This window comes from Caulobacter sp. (assembly GCF_017744445.1).
GTDB lineage: Bacteria > Pseudomonadota > Alphaproteobacteria > Caulobacterales > Caulobacteraceae > Caulobacter.
The window spans coordinates 68,702-84,950 of sequence record NZ_JAGIBH010000002.1; the positions used below are offsets into that span (position 1 = coordinate 68,702).

The 16,249-nt window shown below is 68.1% G+C and carries 17 protein-coding genes; 3 read left to right on the plus strand and 14 right to left on the minus strand.

Going from position 1 to position 16,249, the window contains the following annotated elements; translation table 11 throughout:
- The 8 genes from J7528_RS03660 to J7528_RS03695 form a co-directional block, all read right to left on the minus strand.
- Positions 1-1,506 carry a CpaF family protein gene (locus tag J7528_RS03660; protein WP_291871454.1) on the minus strand — a complete coding sequence of 502 codons (1,506 nt, stop codon included), beginning with the start codon at positions 1,504-1,506 and terminating at the stop codon, positions 1-3.
- Positions 1,507-3,084 carry a CpaE family protein gene (locus J7528_RS03665; RefSeq protein WP_291871456.1) on the minus strand — a complete coding sequence of 526 codons (1,578 nt, stop codon included), beginning with the start codon at positions 3,082-3,084 and terminating at the stop codon, positions 1,507-1,509.
- Entirely contained in the window at positions 3,084-3,764 is a 681-nt protein-coding gene (locus J7528_RS03670) for a CpaD family pilus assembly lipoprotein (protein WP_291871458.1), read from the minus strand. The genes J7528_RS03665 and J7528_RS03670 overlap by 1 nt, the downstream gene beginning before the upstream one ends.
- 9 nt (positions 3,765-3,773) lie before the next feature.
- A complete protein-coding gene (locus J7528_RS03675) occupies positions 3,774-5,441 on the minus strand; it encodes a type II and III secretion system protein family protein (protein WP_291871460.1) in 1,668 nt (555 codons plus the stop codon).
- A 44-nt stretch (positions 5,442-5,485) separates the two neighbouring features.
- Positions 5,486-6,379, minus strand: a complete 894-nt coding sequence (gene cpaB / locus J7528_RS03680; protein ID WP_291871462.1) for a Flp pilus assembly protein CpaB — start codon at positions 6,377-6,379, stop codon at positions 5,486-5,488.
- 212 nt (positions 6,380-6,591) lie between these two features.
- Positions 6,592-7,104 carry a prepilin peptidase gene (locus J7528_RS03685; RefSeq protein WP_291871464.1) on the minus strand — a complete coding sequence of 171 codons (513 nt, stop codon included), beginning with the start codon at positions 7,102-7,104 and terminating at the stop codon, positions 6,592-6,594.
- Positions 7,105-7,265: 161 nt separating this feature from the next.
- Positions 7,266-7,436 (minus strand): Flp family type IVb pilin, encoded by a 171-nt coding sequence (locus J7528_RS03690; RefSeq protein WP_291871466.1) that lies wholly within the window; start codon positions 7,434-7,436, stop codon positions 7,266-7,268.
- A gap of 217 nt (positions 7,437-7,653) precedes the next feature.
- Positions 7,654-7,824: a Flp family type IVb pilin gene (locus tag J7528_RS03695; RefSeq protein WP_291871468.1), complete on the minus strand. Its 171-nt coding sequence runs from the start codon at positions 7,822-7,824 to the stop codon at positions 7,654-7,656.
- Between the two features lie 317 nt (positions 7,825-8,141).
- Here J7528_RS03695 and J7528_RS03700 point away from each other — a divergent pair, with 317 nt between their 5' ends.
- From J7528_RS03700 to J7528_RS03710, 3 genes are all read left to right on the plus strand, one after another.
- Positions 8,142-8,588, plus strand: coding sequence for a pilus assembly protein N-terminal domain-containing protein (locus tag J7528_RS03700; protein ID WP_291871470.1), 447 nt, complete (start codon positions 8,142-8,144; stop codon positions 8,586-8,588).
- A 125-nt stretch (positions 8,589-8,713) separates the two neighbouring features.
- Entirely contained in the window at positions 8,714-9,259 is a 546-nt protein-coding gene (locus tag J7528_RS03705) for a TadE/TadG family type IV pilus assembly protein (protein WP_291871472.1), read from the plus strand.
- Positions 9,256-9,819, plus strand: a complete 564-nt coding sequence (locus J7528_RS03710; protein ID WP_291871474.1) for a TadE/TadG family type IV pilus assembly protein — start codon at positions 9,256-9,258, stop codon at positions 9,817-9,819. The genes J7528_RS03705 and J7528_RS03710 overlap by 4 nt, the downstream gene beginning before the upstream one ends.
- 3 nt (positions 9,820-9,822) lie before the next feature.
- Here the strand turns inward: J7528_RS03710 and J7528_RS03715 are convergent, their stop codons facing one another.
- From J7528_RS03715 to J7528_RS03740, 6 genes are all read right to left on the minus strand, one after another.
- Positions 9,823-10,119 carry a GIY-YIG nuclease family protein gene (locus J7528_RS03715; RefSeq protein WP_291871477.1) on the minus strand — a complete coding sequence of 99 codons (297 nt, stop codon included), beginning with the start codon at positions 10,117-10,119 and terminating at the stop codon, positions 9,823-9,825.
- A 202-nt stretch (positions 10,120-10,321) separates the two neighbouring features.
- Positions 10,322-11,053, minus strand: coding sequence for an aminotransferase class IV (locus J7528_RS03720; RefSeq protein ID WP_291871479.1), 732 nt, complete (start codon positions 11,051-11,053; stop codon positions 10,322-10,324).
- The gene (gene pabB, locus J7528_RS03725; RefSeq protein ID WP_291871481.1) at positions 11,050-12,363 is read right to left on the minus strand and encodes an aminodeoxychorismate synthase, component I; all 1,314 of its coding nucleotides are present in this window, start codon (positions 12,361-12,363) and stop codon (positions 11,050-11,052) included. The genes J7528_RS03720 and pabB overlap by 4 nt, the downstream gene beginning before the upstream one ends.
- A gap of 209 nt (positions 12,364-12,572) precedes the next feature.
- Positions 12,573-14,027: an MFS transporter gene (locus J7528_RS03730; protein ID WP_291871858.1), complete on the minus strand. Its 1,455-nt coding sequence runs from the start codon at positions 14,025-14,027 to the stop codon at positions 12,573-12,575.
- A 215-nt stretch (positions 14,028-14,242) separates the two neighbouring features.
- On the minus strand, positions 14,243-15,016 hold the full coding sequence (locus J7528_RS03735; protein ID WP_291871483.1) for a tyrosine-protein phosphatase: 774 nt from the start codon (positions 15,014-15,016) through the stop codon (positions 14,243-14,245).
- A 1-nt stretch (position 15,017) separates the two neighbouring features.
- A complete protein-coding gene (locus J7528_RS03740; RefSeq protein ID WP_291871485.1) occupies positions 15,018-16,190 on the minus strand; it encodes an acyltransferase in 1,173 nt (390 codons plus the stop codon).
- Between the last annotated feature and the right edge of the window lie 59 nt (positions 16,191-16,249).

The following is a 16,249-nucleotide window of genomic DNA, read 5'->3' on the forward strand; positions in this document are numbered from 1 at the left end:
CTACTCCGCCGCGTCGAGGGCTTCGGCCAGCTCGCGCTCCAGGCCGTAATAGCGGGCGCGGTCCCAGAAGCGCGGGCGGGCGATGCCGGTCGAGCGGTGCTTGCCCACGACCTTGCCCGCGTCGTCCTCGCCAGTGATCTCGTAGACGAAGAGGTCCTGGGTGACGATGACGTCGCCTTCCAGGCCGACCACCTCGGTGATGTGGGTGATCCGACGGCTACCGTCCCGCAGGCGCGCGGCCTGGACGATGACGTCGACCGAGCCGACGATCATCTCCTTGATGGTCTTCGAGGGCAGGCCATAGCCGCCCATCGTGATCATGGACTCGATACGGCTGATGGCTTCGCGCGGGCTGTTGGCGTGCAGCGTGCCCATCGAGCCGTCGTGGCCGGTGTTCATGGCCTGCAGGAGGTCGAACGCCTCCGGGCCACGGACTTCACCGACGATGATGCGCTCGGGACGCATACGCAGACAGTTCTTCACGAGATCCCGCATGGTCACCGCACCGGAGCCTTCCAGGTTCGGCGGACGGGTTTCTAGGCGCACCACGTGCGGCTGTTGCAGCTGCAGTTCGGCGGCGTCTTCGCAGGTCACGACCCGTTCGGTGGGGTCGATGAACGCGGTCATGGTGTTGAGCAGAGTCGTCTTGCCCGAGCCCGTACCGCCGGAGATGACGATGTTGCAGCGGCAGGCGCCGATGACGCCCAGAACCCGGGCCCCTTCCGGGCTGATGGAGGCGAACTCCACCAGGTTCTTCATCGTCAGCTTGTCCTTCTTGAACTTCCGGATGGTCAGGGTCGGACCATCCAGAGCCAAGGGCGGGGCGATGACGTTCACACGCGAGCCGTCGGGCAGGCGGGCGTCGCAGATGGGGCTGCTTTCGTCGACGCGGCGGCCGACCTGGCTGACGATCCGCTGACAGATGTTCATCAGCTGCAGATTGTCGCGGAAGCGCACATTGGTCAGCTGGACCTTGCCGCCCACTTCGATGAACACGCGGTGCGCGCCATTGACCATGATGTCGGCGATGTCGTCGCGAGCCAGCAGCGGCTCCAGCGGACCATAGCCGAGGACGTCGTTGATGATGTCCTGAACCAGGTGCTCCTGCTCGGAGACCGACATCGAGACGTTCTTGATCGCCACCAGCTCGGCGACGATGTCGCGGATCTCCTCGGCCGCCTGCTTCTGGTCGAGCTGGGCCAGCTGGCTCAGGTCGATGGTGTTCAGCAGGGCGTTGAAGATCGTGGTCTTGGTGGCGTGGTAGTAGTCGCTCTGCTCGCGGACGATGTTGGCCGTTTGCGGCTGGTTCTGGGCGGCGCGCAGCTGGTCCAGGCCCGCCGTCGCCTTGGGCGCGGGACCGTTGACCTTGGGAGCCGGCGCTTTCGGCTCTGGCGCGGCGGTCGGCTCGACCCGTTGCGGGCGCGTGGCGATGGGCGCGCCGCCCGCCGGAGCGGGGGGCGGCGCCTTTTGTTCGGCGGGGGCTGACTGGTCGCGCTTGCCGAACATCTATTTCTTCTTGAACAGGCCCGAGAGCATGGAAGATTTCTGGACGGGCGGCGGTTCACGCCGGCTGATCAGGCGGGCCAGGTGCTCCAGGCCCTCGGCGGCCTTCGACTTGGGCGCCACCTCGGCCAGCATCTGGCCGTTATTGGCCGCCTGGCCGTAGGGCTTGGGATCGAACGGCAGCACCAGCGAAGGCTGGACGCCCAGCGCCTCGCCGAAATCCTTCACGGGGATCTCGGGACGGCCGGGCACGCCGACCTGGTTCAGCACGAGGCGCGGCGGCACGTCGTTGGGCCGCGAACCCTTGACCAGGTCGATGATGTTCTTGGCGTTGCGCAAGCTGGCCAGGTCGGGCGTCGCCACCACCACCAGGTCGTCCGAGCCGACCAGCACCCGGCGGGCGGCGGCGTTCCAGACGTGTGGGATGTCCAGCACCACGAAGGGCGCGGCGCCGCGGATCTTCTGGGTCACTTCCTCGAAGGCGTCGGCGCTGATCTCGTAGTCGTCGTCCAGCGAGGCCGGGGCGGCGAACAGGCTCAGGCGATCGCCGCAGCGGACCATCATGCGGTCCATCAGCACCGGATCCAGGCGATCGGGCTGGGTCAGGGCGTCCAGCACCCCTTGCAGCGGATCCTGGTTGAAGTCGAGGCCGGCGGTGCCGAAGGCCAGGTCCAGATCGACCAGCACGGTGGCGGTCTGCATCTTCTCGGCCATGGCCCAGGCGAAGTTGTGCGACAGCGTCGAGGCCCCTACCCCGCCCTTGGCGCCGACGAAGGCGATCTGGCGGCCGATGAACGGCGCGGACGGGTCGGCATACAGGCCGCCGACGGCGCGGATCACCTGCAAGGGCGACAGCGGCTGGGTCAAGTACTCCGAAACGCCGCGACGGATCAGCTCGCGATACAGGGCGATGTCGTTGGTCTGGCCGACCACGACCACCTTGGTGCCCGGGTCGCAGACCTGGGCCAGGCTGTCGAGCAGGTGCAGCAGGCGCTGGGCGGTGTCGGTGGTCTCGACCATGACCAGCGAGGGCGTCGGCTGGTTCTGGTAGTATTCGACGGCCGCCTCCAGGCCACCGTCACGGACGATGGTCGAGGCGCGGGCCATGCGGCGGTCGGCGGCGACGTGCTCCAGCAGCGCCATCGTCTCGGGACGGGCGCAGAAGGCGTGCAGGGTGATGCGCGGGATCACCGCCTCGCCCATGCCGGTGTCGGGGATCGGCTCGTGATAGACCGGCGCCGCGGCGGCCGGGGCCGGCGGCGAGGCGATGTCCAGGTCGCGATCGTGCAGGTCACGATCGTTCAGGTTAGGCGCGGCCGGCTGCGGCGCGCGCTGTTGCGGCTGCGGCGGGCGGGCCTGCTGCTGCTGCGGACGCGTCGCCGGCGGCGCGGCCTGCGGGGCGCGGGCGGGCGGAGCGTCCTCGCGCGGGCGGGCCGGCGGGAAGTCGGCGAACGGATCGTCGAAGCCACCCGCCGGAGTCAGCGAGGGCGCGGACGAGCGCCAGGGATCGGACGCGCCGGTGGTGAACTCGTCGGCGGCGTCGAAGCCCAGGTCGAAAGGATCGTTGTCGGTCGGCCGCATTACGGGATCGCCTTCGAGATCGAGCCGTTGGCCTGCTCGTCCTTGGCCGAGCTGGTGACCTCGCCCTTGCGATAGAGGTCGGTGACGCGGTCGCGGCGGCCGGTGTCGGCCGGGGTCATGTCGCGTGGCCGGATCAGGTCCTCGGGGTTGGCCACCTGGGCGGCCAGGTTGGCGGCCATGGCGCAGCCGAAGTTGTCATAGGCGGTGTTGTTGCGGGTCGCCGTCAGGTTTTCCCAGTGCTGGCCGCATTTCAGCTTCTCGGCCTCGTAGCGCAGGAAGCCGACGCGGATGGTGTTGTCCTCGGCCCCCGTCGGGTTGAAGCCGACGATGCGCACGCGGGCGGGCGGCGCGCCCAGGGCGATCAGGCGGTCGCGGACCTGCCCGGCCATCAGGCCGGCGCTGTTGGGGGTGGTGACGACCAGCTCGCGGCCCTCGGCCTCCAGCCAGCGCGCGACCAGGTCTTCCAGGGCCGAGCCCTGGTTGGCCGACATGCCCGTGGCGTGCGTGGCCAGCACGATCTCGTCCGGCGCGGACGTGACCTTGATCTTGTCCATCCACTGCTGGGTTTCGGTCGCGGCGGTCTTGGAAGGACCCTCGTCCTTCGGCGCCGAGGCGCAGGCCGACAGGCCGGCCGCGGCGGCGGCGATCAGGACGATCTTGACGGAGGTGCGAAGCGTCATGGCGGCGTCCTACTCGATCACATAACCGACGGGGCCCTGATAGGCGCGCCCCGCATTGGCGCCCGGCGGCGCCTTCACGACCTTGTTCAGACGGCCCATGAAGACCGTGCTCATGTCGCTGGCGATCCGCAGGCCGTCGGCCGGCGTCTGCAGGTCCTGCGGGCGGGCCGGATCGACCAGGTACGGCGTCACGATGACCACCAGCTCGGTCTGGCCGCTCAGGAAATCGCGCGAGCGGAACAGCGTGCCCAGGATCGGCATCGAGGTCATGCCCGGCACCGAGTCGATGGTCTGCTTGGTGGTCTGCTGCAGCAGGCCGGCGATCATGAACGACCCGCCCGAGGGCAGCTCGACCGTCGTCTCGGCGCGGCGCACGGCCAGGCCGGGGACGGTCAGGGTGGCGGCGCCGGCCCCCGTGCCCGTGGCCATCGAGAACGAGCCCAGGCTGGACAGTTCAGAAACCTCGGTCGAGATCTTCAGCGAGATGCGGCCGCCCGACAGCACGACCGGGGTGTAGCCCAGGCCCACGCCGTACGGCTTGAATTCGATGGTCACCTTGCCGGTGGTGTCGCTGCCGGTCGGGACCGGGAACTCGCCGCCGACCAGGAAGTGGCCCGCCTCGCCCGACACGGCCGTCAGGCTGGGCTCGGCCAGGGTGCGGACCAGGCCGACGCGCTCGAAGGCCTGCAGCATGCTCTTGGCCTGGTTCGTACCGGTGCTGCCGGCCGAGTCCTTGATCGTCGACAGCGGATCCTTGGGATCGACGAAGTCGTAGGTCTTGATCGTATCGGTGGTGGTGCAGATGCCGGTGGTGGCGTCACAGGTGCGGATCGGCACGACGATGTCGCGCTTGATGACCGGGACCTTGGTGGTGTCCAGCTTGTAGCCGCCGGTCACGCCGCCCAGCAGGCTGCCGTTGACGCCGTAGGTCGGCGAGATGCCAAAGCTGAACTGGTCCTGGCCCAGCTGGCCCAGCACCGCGTTCATGTCGACGCCCAGCTGTTTGACGACGTTGCGCTGCACCTCGACGATACGGACCTGCAGCATCACCTGGTCCTTGCCGGCGATGCTGAGCATGTTCAGCACGTTCTCGGGCTTGCCGACGAACTGGGCGGCGATGCGCGCGGCGGCGTCGGATTCCGAGGCGTTGCGCACCAGGCCCGTCAGCACGACGCTGTCGCGAACCGGCTGCACGCGGATCTTGGCGTTGGGCAGGACGCTGTTGAGCGTGTCGGCCAGCTGGTCGATCGGCTGGGTGACCCGGATGTTCAGCGACACGATGCGGCGGCCGGTCGCGTCGAAGAAGGCCGCGTCGGTCGTGCCCTCGGCCAGGCCGACGACATAGATGCGGCGCTTGTCGCGCAGCACCGCGTCGGCGATCCGCGGGTCGGTGACCAGCAGGTCGCGAACGTCGGTCGGCAGCTCGATGATCGCCGACTTGCCCTTGGCCAGCTCGACGGCGGCCGCGCCCTGGTCGGCGGTCAGGGTGATGCGGGTCACCTGCTCGCCCGGCGGCGGGGCATAGACCGGCGCGGGCGGCGGCGGGGCCGGGCGCGAGACGCGCGCGGCGGGGCGATAGACGTGCGAGCCGCCCACCGGACCGTCGGCGAAGGCCGGCGCGGTCCAGGAGAGGGCCAGCATGGCGGCCACGGGGGCCGTCAGGCGCTTGTGGGTCATGTTCGCTTTCAGGCGGCAGCTCGTAGGGCGGCTCTGGGGGCGGCTCATGGGCGCACCGCCACGCTGGTGGTCTGACCGCCGCGGTTGATGCGGACGGTGGAGTCGTCTTGGGCGATCGGGCGCGTCATGCCCGAGGGACCGCCCAGGTCGGTATAGGCGCGCAGGGCCAGGGTCACCGGACCGCCGGCCTTGGCCCGGGCCAGGGCCTCGGCCTCGTTCGGGCCGACCTCGAGCGTGGCGGTCGCCGCGACGATGGACTTGGCGTCCTTGTCGGCGGCGGTGCTCTGGTCCAGGGCCAGGACACGGATGTTCTGCAGCACGGTCTCGGCGACGGTCGTCTTGGTCGAGCCGCCTTCCGGCGAGTTGTTCTGGACGTCGCGGGTCATCAGCACGTCGACGCGGTCGCCGGGCAGGATGAAGCCGCCGACGGCGGTGTCGGAGGTAACGGGCACGGACATGGCCCGCTTGCCCGGCGTCAGCACGACCGAGAGGTAGCCGCCCTCCCCGCCGCGCACGATCTTGCGGTTGGTGATCGGCTCGCCGGTCAGGATCGGGTCGCGAACGATCGCGCCCTCGACGACCTTGGCCGGATCGCCGCCGATCATCTGGTCGGCGGTGTTGGCCAGGGTGGCCTTGGCTTCCTCGACCTTGCCTTCGGGCTTGGCGGGCGCGGCGCCGTTGGTGATGAAGGCGCCGTTGATGGCGTCGGCCGGCCAAGCCTGCCAGGCGACGTCGGCGGCCACCAGGCGCGTGCCGATCGGCAGGTCGCGCTTGGCCACCAGCACCTGGGTCATGGGCTTGCTCGGCGCCTCGGCGGGCGCGACCTTGGCCGTCGGCGCGGCGTCGGACTTGCCGCCCATGGCCTTCTGCAGGACCACGGCGAGGCCGATGGCCGAGATGGCGGCGACCAGGACGATCAGGAGGCGGACGGGGCTCATGGCGCGGGCTGAAACTCTAGGGTGAGCCGCACGGTCGCCTTCAGGCGAGCACGCACGATTCGTCAGTCAGCCTTTCTGGCCACGTCCCATGGTCGCTCGCGCATGGTTAACGGGCGCTAAAAGTTTTTAACCTGAAAGCCGGGATGCGCGCGACAGGCTGTCGCGGGACGAGTCGGGCAAGCGCGGCCGCAACCGACGCGTGCGGGGCGTGATCAGCCCAGAATTCCGTGAGCCAGGGGGCTTTGCGGGAAGGCCGCCAGGGCCCCGACGGCGATGGCCACGCCGTAAGGCAGGTCGCCGCCGGTTGTACCCAATTTGCGTAGCCAGGCCGGGGCGCCGGCCACGGCCGGGGCCAGGTAGCCCGAGCGCAGGGCCAGGATGGCGAAGGTCAGGGCGCCGCCGGCCAGGCCCGTATAGAGCATGAACGGCAGGGCGGCGGGCCAGCCCACCCACAGGGCGCAGGCCGCGAACAGCTTGCCGTCGCCGCCGCCGATCCAGCCGGCCGCGAACATGCCCATGCCCATCAGCAGGCCCACGAAACCCACGGCCAGGCAAAGCCCGACCTGGGCCAGGGGCGCGCCGACGGCCAGGGCCGCCACGGGGAAGGCGCCGATCAGGGCCAGCGAGACCCAGTTCGGGATCGTGTAGCTGGTCAGGTCCTTCAGCGCCCCGACGATGGCCAGGGCGGGAAAGATCATCAGCAGAAGGATCTGAAGAGCCTGCATGGCGAAAACGCGCCTCGTTTCGATCGCTTCATTGTGGGGCCTGCGGGTGAAGCAATCGTTTCGCCCGGCCGCGAACCGGCCCAAAAAAGACGGGCCGGAATAGCGAAAAGGGCCGAGGCTTGCGCCTCGGCCCTTCTGTTTTCGAGCGTGACGTTCGCGCGTTACAGCACGTTGGTCGCGGTGGCGGCCTTTTCGAAGCCGCGCTGAGCGTTGCCGCCCAGGGTCGTGACGGCGGCCACGATGATGGTCGCGATCAGGGCGACGATCAGGCCGTATTCGATGGCCGTGGCGCCGGATTCATCTTGAGCGAAGGCTTTGAGCAGGCGCGTCATGACGCAGTCTCCGTTGGGTTGAACTGATAGCGCGACAATATGTAGCCGATAGTAAATTCAACCCTAGAGATTCTAGTTAATCAGGCGTTCAACCAAAGAAAAATGACGCCAAGGTTGTTCCGAAAACAGTAATCGCGCCAAGTATTTGGCGCGAAACAAAGAAAAAGGGCCGAGGCGTGAGCCCCGACCCTCTTTTTTCGAGCGTGTTGTAAGCGTCTTACAGCACGTTCGTCGCGGTGGCGGCCTTTTCGAAGCCACGCTTCACGTTGCCGCCCAGGGTCGTGACGGCGGTCACGATGATGGTGGCGATCAGGGCGACGATCAGGCCGTATTCGATGGCCGTGGCGCCGGATTCATCCTTCAGGAAGCGAGTGACGAACTTGGTCATGACTTGGTCTCCTAAACCAGAGCTAGTTGATTTGAGGCTCTCAAGCCGTTCGACTTGCTCACCCCCGAAAACACGATCAATTTCGCCCAGCTCGCTTAATGCTGAGTAAACACCGAATAGTTTCTGGCGATTTTCTTTTGGTTTATTTGTATTTACCATTACTTGTTCTTAACCACGAGACTTGCGAGACCTCACAAACCCTTTGGAATCAAGGATTTTCTCAAGCGACGCTTTGGCGCACACGGCCGCGCTTTAGTCTTTTGTTGACCAAACAAAGTGATGCTGGCGAACGTTCGGATCCGAGATCGGAAACTTCCATGCGCCGCCTTTCGCTCGCCATCGCCGCCGCCCTGACCTTCTGGGGCGTCGCCAACGCCCAGTCCCAGCCCGCCCATCGGGTGCTGAACACGACGCCGGTGAACACCGCGTCGGTGGATCTGCCGGTCGCCGCCGGCCAGGCCTCGTACGTCACCCTGGGCGGCGCGGTGCGCGACATCGTGGTGGGCGACCCCAGCATCGCCGACGTCAGCGTCGTCAACGAGCGCACCCTGGTGGTCCTGGGCAAGCGTCCGGGCGTGACCAGCCTGCTGGCCTTCGGTCCCAGCGGTCGCGCCCTGGCCGACCGTCAGATCGTGGTGTCGGAGAATGGCGGCGGCAGCGTCACCGTCTATCGCGGCCAGACCGCCAGCAACTATGCCTGCGGCTCGCAATGCACTCGCCTGGGCGGCGCAGCCGCCGCGACGACCGCTCCGACCACGCCGTAACCCCGCGCCAAAACGCCCCACACATACGCGCGCCCTTACGCGAGCACGCGCCTAACTTGCCGTTAGGATCGTTCGGCTAGTCTCCTCTCGACCGACCCGCCCGGGTCCGAGGGGAAGTTCGCCGCATGGCCCGCATTCTCGCCAACGCCAGGAAGCGACTGGCCCGCCAGGCCGACCGCTTCGCGCGCGCCGAGCAGGGAGCCACCGCCGTCGAGTTCGCCCTCGTCGCCCTGCCCTTCCTGATGCTGGTCTTCGCGATCCTGGAACTGGGCCTGGTGTTCATGGTGTCGCTCACCCTGGAGACCGCCGTCGCCGACGTGGGCCGCTCGATCCGCACCGGCCAGGTGCAGACCGGCGGCGGCAACGCCGCCACCTTCAAGACCGCCGTCTGCAACAAGCTGAGCTGGCTGGGCTCCAAGTGCGACGCGGCGCTGCAGATCGACGTGCGCACCTACAGCAACTTCGCCAACGTCAGCACCGCCACCTCGACCCCGTCCCAGGTGCCGCCGACCATGCTCTGGGATCCAGGCTCGCCGGGCTCGATCGTGCTGGTCCGCGCCTACTACACCTGGCCGCTGATCACGCCGCTGCTGACCACGGGCCTGCAGTCGGCCAGCGGCAAGCGGATCATCTACGCGGCCACGGCCTTCTCGAACGAGCCCTACGAATGAGCCCGCGCAAACCTTCTGGCCTGAAGCGCTTCTGGCGCGATCGCCGCGGCGCCAGCGCCGTGGAGTTCGCCCTGATCGCGCCGGTGCTGCTCACCATGTACTGCGGCATGGCCGAGATGACCCAGGCCATGATGGCCCAGCGGCGCCTGTCCAACATCGCCTCGGCCATCGGCGACCTGGTCGCCCAGGGCAGCCAGACCGGCCCGCTGAAGATGGCCGACGTCTTCAAGGTCGGCGACACCATCATGGCGCCATTCCCGGTCTCGGGCGCGCTGAAGATGTGCGTGGTCAGCGTCACCTCGGACGCCAACGGCAAGGACACCGTCGCCTGGTCGAAGGCCTCGGCCACCGGCATGACCAACTGCCCCGCCCAGGGCGCCGTCCTGACCGACGTCCCTACCGCCGTCCTGCCGAACAGCCAGAGCGTGATCCTGTCGCGCGTCAGCTACACCTACACCCCGGCCATCAAGTTCGTCCTGTCCGGCGGCCTGACCTTCAACCGCACCTACTACCTGCGCCCGCGCAAGACGGACGCGGTGCTGTGGAACAGCGCGAGCTAGGGTTTAGACGAGGCTCGCATAGAGATCGTCCCAATCCGGGTTCTCGCGCTCGATCAGATTGATCTTCCACTGACGCGGCCAGCGCTTGAGGCTGCGCTCGCGCTGAAAAGCTGTACCCATGTCATCATGGGGCTCGTACCAGACGAGACGCTTGAGACCGTATTTCTTAGTGAAACCTGGGATGAGGCCTTCACGGTGTTCCCAGATACGGCGGTTCAAGTCGCCGGACGCGCCGATGTACAGCGTGCCGAGGCGCTGGTTGGCCATGATGTAGACGGCGATATAACGCTCCTCCCGCATGGAGGGAGCATTTCATTTGCACACCTATAAGTAAATTCAAATGCCTTCCTCGCCCCTGTGGCGAGGACCCATGGCGCCGCCAGGCTCGGAGGTCGAGGAGCCCCCGGGCGCCTCATCGCCAGGCTCTGACGAGCAGCGCTAGCGGCGCCATGGGCCCTAGGCACAAGGCCTAGGAAGACAAATTGGGTTTATTGCTAAAGACCTAGGTCGATCGTAGCTCTCCAACCAACAAATGCGGCGCGAATTCTTTGCCGCCTAGCTTCGAGACTTCGCGCACACCGATCAGGCTGTTGGTCAGGAAGATCGCGTCGGCGGTTTCCAGGGCTTCGACGCCAGCAACGACCTCCTCGACGTCGTGACGCGCCAGCAGCCGCGCGCGGGTGACGCCCGCCAGCACGCCGCAGTCCAGGCGCGGGGTGAAGAGGCGGCCTTCCCGGATCCAGAACAGATTGGCGGCGGCGGCGCAGGCGACCTCGCCGCGGTTGTTCAGCATCACCGCCTCGTCGGCGCCGGCGGCCGCGGCTTCGGCGCGGGCCAGGACGTTGTCGAGATGGCTCAGCGACTTCAGGCGCGAGGCCGGCGAGCCTTCGTTGCGGCGCGTGGTCGCGATGATCAGCGTGGCGGGGGTCGTGGGCGGAACCGAGGGCGCCGCCTTGGCGAACAGGACGGGGACCGGAGCGGCGGGACGATCCAGGCCTCGGCCGCCGGAGCCGGCAGTCAGGGTCAGGCGGACAGCGAACCGGCCGGCGGCGGGCGCGGCCTCCCGGACGATGCGCTCGGCCTGCGCGCGATCGAAGGGCAGGTTCAGGACCTCGCAGCCGGCGGCCATGCGATCGAGATGGGCGGCGATGAAGGGCAGGTCGCCATCGAGCGCCAGCATGGTCTCGAACAGACCATCGCCCAGAAGCAGTCCTCGGTCATCGTGCGGGATCATTCGGTCAGGGCCTTCTTCAGCGCCGCGATCTTGGCCTCGGTCTCCAGGCGTTCGCCGTGCGGGTCGCTGTCGGCGACGATGCCGGCCCCGGCGCGAGCCTCAAGACGCCAGCCGTCGCCGTCCTGGACGAGGCCCACGGTGCGGATCAGCACCGAACTGTCGAACGCCCCGTCGAAGCCGGCCCAGAACAGAGAGCCGCAATAGGGACCGCGTGGGGGCTCCAGGCCGGCGATGACCTTCATCGCCTGCACCTTGGGCGCGCCGGTGATCGAGCCGGGCGGGAAGCTGGCCCGCAGCAGATCAGCCACGGTGCGCCCCTGCGCCAGCCGCGCCGTGACGGTCGAGACCAGGTGATGGACGTTGGCGAAACTCTCGACCTTGAACAGCTCCGGCGCCTTGACGCTGCCCGGCGGCGCCACCCGCGCCAGGTCGTTGCGCATCAGATCCACGATCATCAGGTTCTCGGCCCGGTCCTTGTCGCTGGCCAAGAGCTCGGCGGCCAGGGCCTGATCCTGCACGGCGTCGCGGCCACGCGGGCGGGTGCCCTTGATCGGCTTGGTCTCGATCGCGCCGGCGGGGTCGAGCTTGAGGAAACGCTCGGGCGAGTTGGACACCAGCGCCCGCCCCGGCAGCCGCAGATAGGCCGAGAACGGCGCGGGGCTCTGGGCGCGCAGGCGCGTGAACAGGTCGAACGGATCGGCGCCGGCGGCCAGGCGTCCGGTCCAGGCGCGGGCGATATTGGCCTGGAAGATCTCGCCGCCGACAATGCGGTCGACGACCTCGGCCACGGCGGTCTCATAGGCTTCGGCGTCGGAGGCGAAAAGATCCGCGCACAGCGGGCCTTCGAACGCCGCGCGATCGTCGGAGGCGTCCAGCCAGGCCAGCGCCGCACGGGCGCGCTCGGCGGCTTCCACATCGGTTTCACCGCGCCCGACAGCGACGACCTGCCGCGCGTGATGGTCGAAGGCCAGCAGGGCCGGGTAGCGGGCGCAGGTGAGGTCCGGCCAGTCGGTGCGGGCGAGGTTCAGCGCCTCGACGTGGTCGCCCAGTTCGTAGGCCGCGAGGCCGACCACGCCGCCCTGGAACGGCGGGCCTTCGGGATCGCCGGCGAGACGGGCCCCGAGCAGGTCCAGCAGCGCGGCGAACGGATCGGCGGCGGTGTCGAAGGTCTTGTCCGGCGAACGCAGCAGATACGACCACCGCCCCTGCCCGCCCGTCACCAGCGCGCAGGCGTACGGCTCATCCCGGAACGGAGCCAGGGCCCACACCGGCTCACGCCAGGGGGCGGTAAGGAGAGCGACGCGGCGCATGGGGGCGGAGTATCAAAATCGGCGACGACTAGGAACCAGACCCAAAACAAACCTGCCTTCCTAGGCCTTGTGCCTAGGACCCATGGTCGAGCCAGGTCGAGGCCCTGCAAAGTGCGCACTGCAAACGTGGTCGCTCCCCTCGCCAATGCCGAGCTGGCTGAACGATGGGTCCTAGGCACAAGGCCTAGGAAGACATGATTTGTTTTAGCCTAAAGCTCTTTTCCCCCGCCCTTCACCGTGAACAGCCCCACCAGCCCCAGCGCCAGCAACCCCGCGATCGGGATAAACCCCGCGACCTGGCTGGCGAAGATCTTGGTCGCCAGGGCCACCAGCAGCGAGCCCAGCCACATGGTCGCCGTGCCCGACAGCGAGAACAGGCCAAAGAACGCCGCCATCCGGTCGGCGGGGGCCAGGCGCACCAGCAGGGTGCGGCTCGAGGCGTACTGGGCCGTGACGAAGACGGCGATCAGCAGGCCCATGCCCAGATAGATGATCTGCGGCAGGGTGTTGAACAGCGGGAAGTCCCAGATCGGCGGATGGGTCGCCGCGTCCCAGCTCCAGAAATAGAGGATCTTCTCGCGGCCCATGCCCAGCGTGCCCAGCAGCACCAGGATGCACATGCCGACCTCCAGCTGGATGGCCCGGCGCGGCCCCAGGGCCTTGTCGAACCACGGCGCGACCAGCCCGCCCAGCACGCCGAAGATCGACAGCGAGACGCCATAGGCCAGCATCTCCAGCTCGCCCCACTTCATCAGCCCGGCCGCGAACAGGCCGCCGAAGATCAAGAGCGCGGTCATGCCGTCGCAATAGAGCATGCGCGCGCCCAGGAACTTGGCGACATCGGCATGGCCCTTGAGGTTGCCGAAGGTGTCGACGATCAGCTTGACGCCTTCCTTGACCGCGCCGACCAGCGAGACGCCGGTGCGCGGCGCGTCCTTGGTCCACAGGAAGAACGGGATCGCGCCCAGCAGCATGACCGTGGCGGCCAGCGGGCCGACGATGCGGCTGGGCTCGTGCTCGGCCTGGCTGAGACCCAGCAGCGGCGAGGCCGGCACGAACGACCACGGCACGACGCCCGGCAGCACGAAGGCCCACATCACGAAGATCAGCAGGGACACCGAAAGCCCGTTGGCGGCGGCGTAGCCCAGGCCCGACAGCACCGGCTCCTGGCCCTTCTCCGCCGAGCGCGACAGCAGCGAATTGTTGAGCACGTCGCCGCTGTTATAGGCCACGCCCAGCACGATCAGCGCCAGGCCCACCACGTCGACCGGCAGGCCGCCGGGCTTGGCCAGCCACAGGGCGTAGAGGACCGGGACCATGATCGCCAGGATCAGGCCCATGAACGGCTTGCGCGGCCCGAACCGCTCGATCGAGGCGCCCAGGATCGGGGCGATGATGGCGGTCAGCACGCCATAGACGGTGGAGATATCGGCGACCACCGCCTGGCCCTTCACCGGATCGCCGACCAGCACCCGCGAGAAGTACGGCGCGAAGACGTAGATGGTGATCAGGATGACGTACGGGTCGCGCGTGCCCTGGTGCAGGATCCAACTGAGCGCGCTGCGCGAGAGCTTCTGTTTGGGGGCCGGGACCAGGACGTCATCGCCCGCGACGTCGTTCATGCCCGGAGCCGAACCCGCCAACTCGCTCATACCGCACCCAATGCTGCCGGCCGTCTGACGCGGCCGTGAGGATGAGGCTGGACCTTAAACGAGCGTTTGTCACCTTACGGATTCACCCTCTCCGTTTCCCCGGCGAAAGCCGGGGCCCAGATACAGCCTGAGCGGTTTGGGATGATCCGAGATGCGCCCGCCGAGCTCGTCGAGCACTGGTGGGTTCGATCTGGGCCCCGGCTTTCGCCGGGGAAACGGGTGGTGGTTTAGAGGAGAATATGCGCCCGCACCTTCTCGCGCGTCGCCGCATCCAGCCCCACCGCCCGCTCCAGATACCCATCCAGCCCGCCGTGCTGGTCCTTGATCACCTCGAACGCCGCCGCCAGATACCGCGCCTCGACTCCCATGGCCGCGCGCATCGCCGCTTCCGACGGACGCCGCCCGGTGGCCTCCTGGATGTGATCCATGAACACGTGCCCGCGACGGTCGAAGCGGCCCGGATCATTCGTCAGCAGGTAGTCGTCGATGACGTCGTCGTCGCCCACCCCGGCGATGTGATGGGTCAGGGCCGCCAGCACGCCGGTGCGGTCCTTGCCCGCCGCGCAGTGGATCAGGGCCGGACCCTTGGCCTCCGCCAGGGCCAGGAAGAACCGGCGGAAGAGGTCGATGTGGCGTTCCTTGAACGGCAGGCGGCGATAGTACTCGTCCATGTACGTGTGGACCGAGGCCTCGGTCAGCTCGGCGCTGCCGATGAACTCCAGCCAGGGATCGGGGCCGGTCGCGCCCATCTCGTTGTCGATCACCTGGGCGGCGAAACCCGTCCAGCGGCGCGAGTGCGAGCGTTCGCGCTCGTTGGGGCGACGCAGGTCGACCAGGGTGACGATGCCGAGAGCCGCCAGCGCCTCCAAGTCGGCGTCGGTGGCTTCGGCCTGGTGCGCGGCGCGGAACAGCACACCCTTCTTCAGGCGCCCCTCCCCCGCGGCGTAGTCGCCGAAATCGCGGAAGTTCTCGACGCCTTGGAGGGGGATGTGCCGGGTCATTCTACTTCCTCAAAAGCGGCTGCAGCCGGTCCTGGATCGGCTGGTCGATATAGGTGTGGAACAGCCACGCCGCCCCATAGGCGATCGGGAAGCCGGCCAGCCACATCAGCCACTGCCAGCCGATGCCGATCGGCACGGTGTCGATCAGCTCGTGCACGGCGCTCCAATAGATCACGCCGACGAAGATGTGGGTGATGAACAGGGCGAAGGACAGCTTGGCGCCTTCTTCGATCCACTTGCGGGGCTTCTTAACGGGCAGGCGGCCGGCGCCCAGCACGATCATGGCGATGGCCAGCAGCGACGGGGCGTCGAATAGCCAGGGGTCCGGCAGGGCGTAACGGTCCAGCGGCTGGGTGATGACCAGCAGCGCCACGCCGCCCCAAAGCAGAGCTTTCGCCATCTGCTCGGACGGCCAGCGCATGTCGACCGCGCGCGCCAGACAGACGCCCAGGATGAACAGCGGCAGGGCCCGCACCACGCCGAACTGGAACGGCAGGTCGGGCAGCGGATGGTGGAAGACCTTGCGGGCGATGACTTCGAACACCCCCAGGATCACGGCCGCGCCCAGCGGCAGGATCCAGGCGTGGCGCACCTTGCTGACGGTCTTCCAGAAGAACGGGAACAGGGCGTAGCAGACGATCAGCGCCGACAGCGACCAGCTGGGCAGGTTCCAGCCGTCGCTGGGGAAGCCCCAGGCGTGGATCAGCAGGGCCTGGACCGGCAGCTGGTCCCAGGCAAAACGGCTGGGCTTGTGGGCGTCGGTGCCGACGGTGTTGAGCAGCAGCACCAGCACGGCCAGGAAGCCCAGCACCACCAGGTGCCCGGGCCACACCCGCGCGGCGCGGCGCACCCAGAAACGCGGCGGGCTGACCCGGCCGCTCAGCACCGACCCGCCATAGGCCCGGCCCAGCACATAGCCGCTCAGCATCAGGAAGAAGTCGGTGGCCAAAAAGCCGCGCGAGAACACCTGGCCGAAGCGCTCGATGCGCATCGGGCTCTCGGCGCCATAGTGGTAGACGACGATCAGCAGCGAGGCGAGGAAGCGCAGGAAGTCCAGCGATCCGCCGCGCACGGCTTCCCTGTCGGGGCGCTCCAGGACGACCGCGGCTTGCGGCTCATCCGCCCCTTCTTTTTGGGGAATCTGGGAAAGCGGGGCGGTCACGGGGGTGGCCATAGCAAAGGCCGCCCGTCGGTGAAAGCCGGCGCCGGACAGGTCGTCTTGTGGTATGGCGT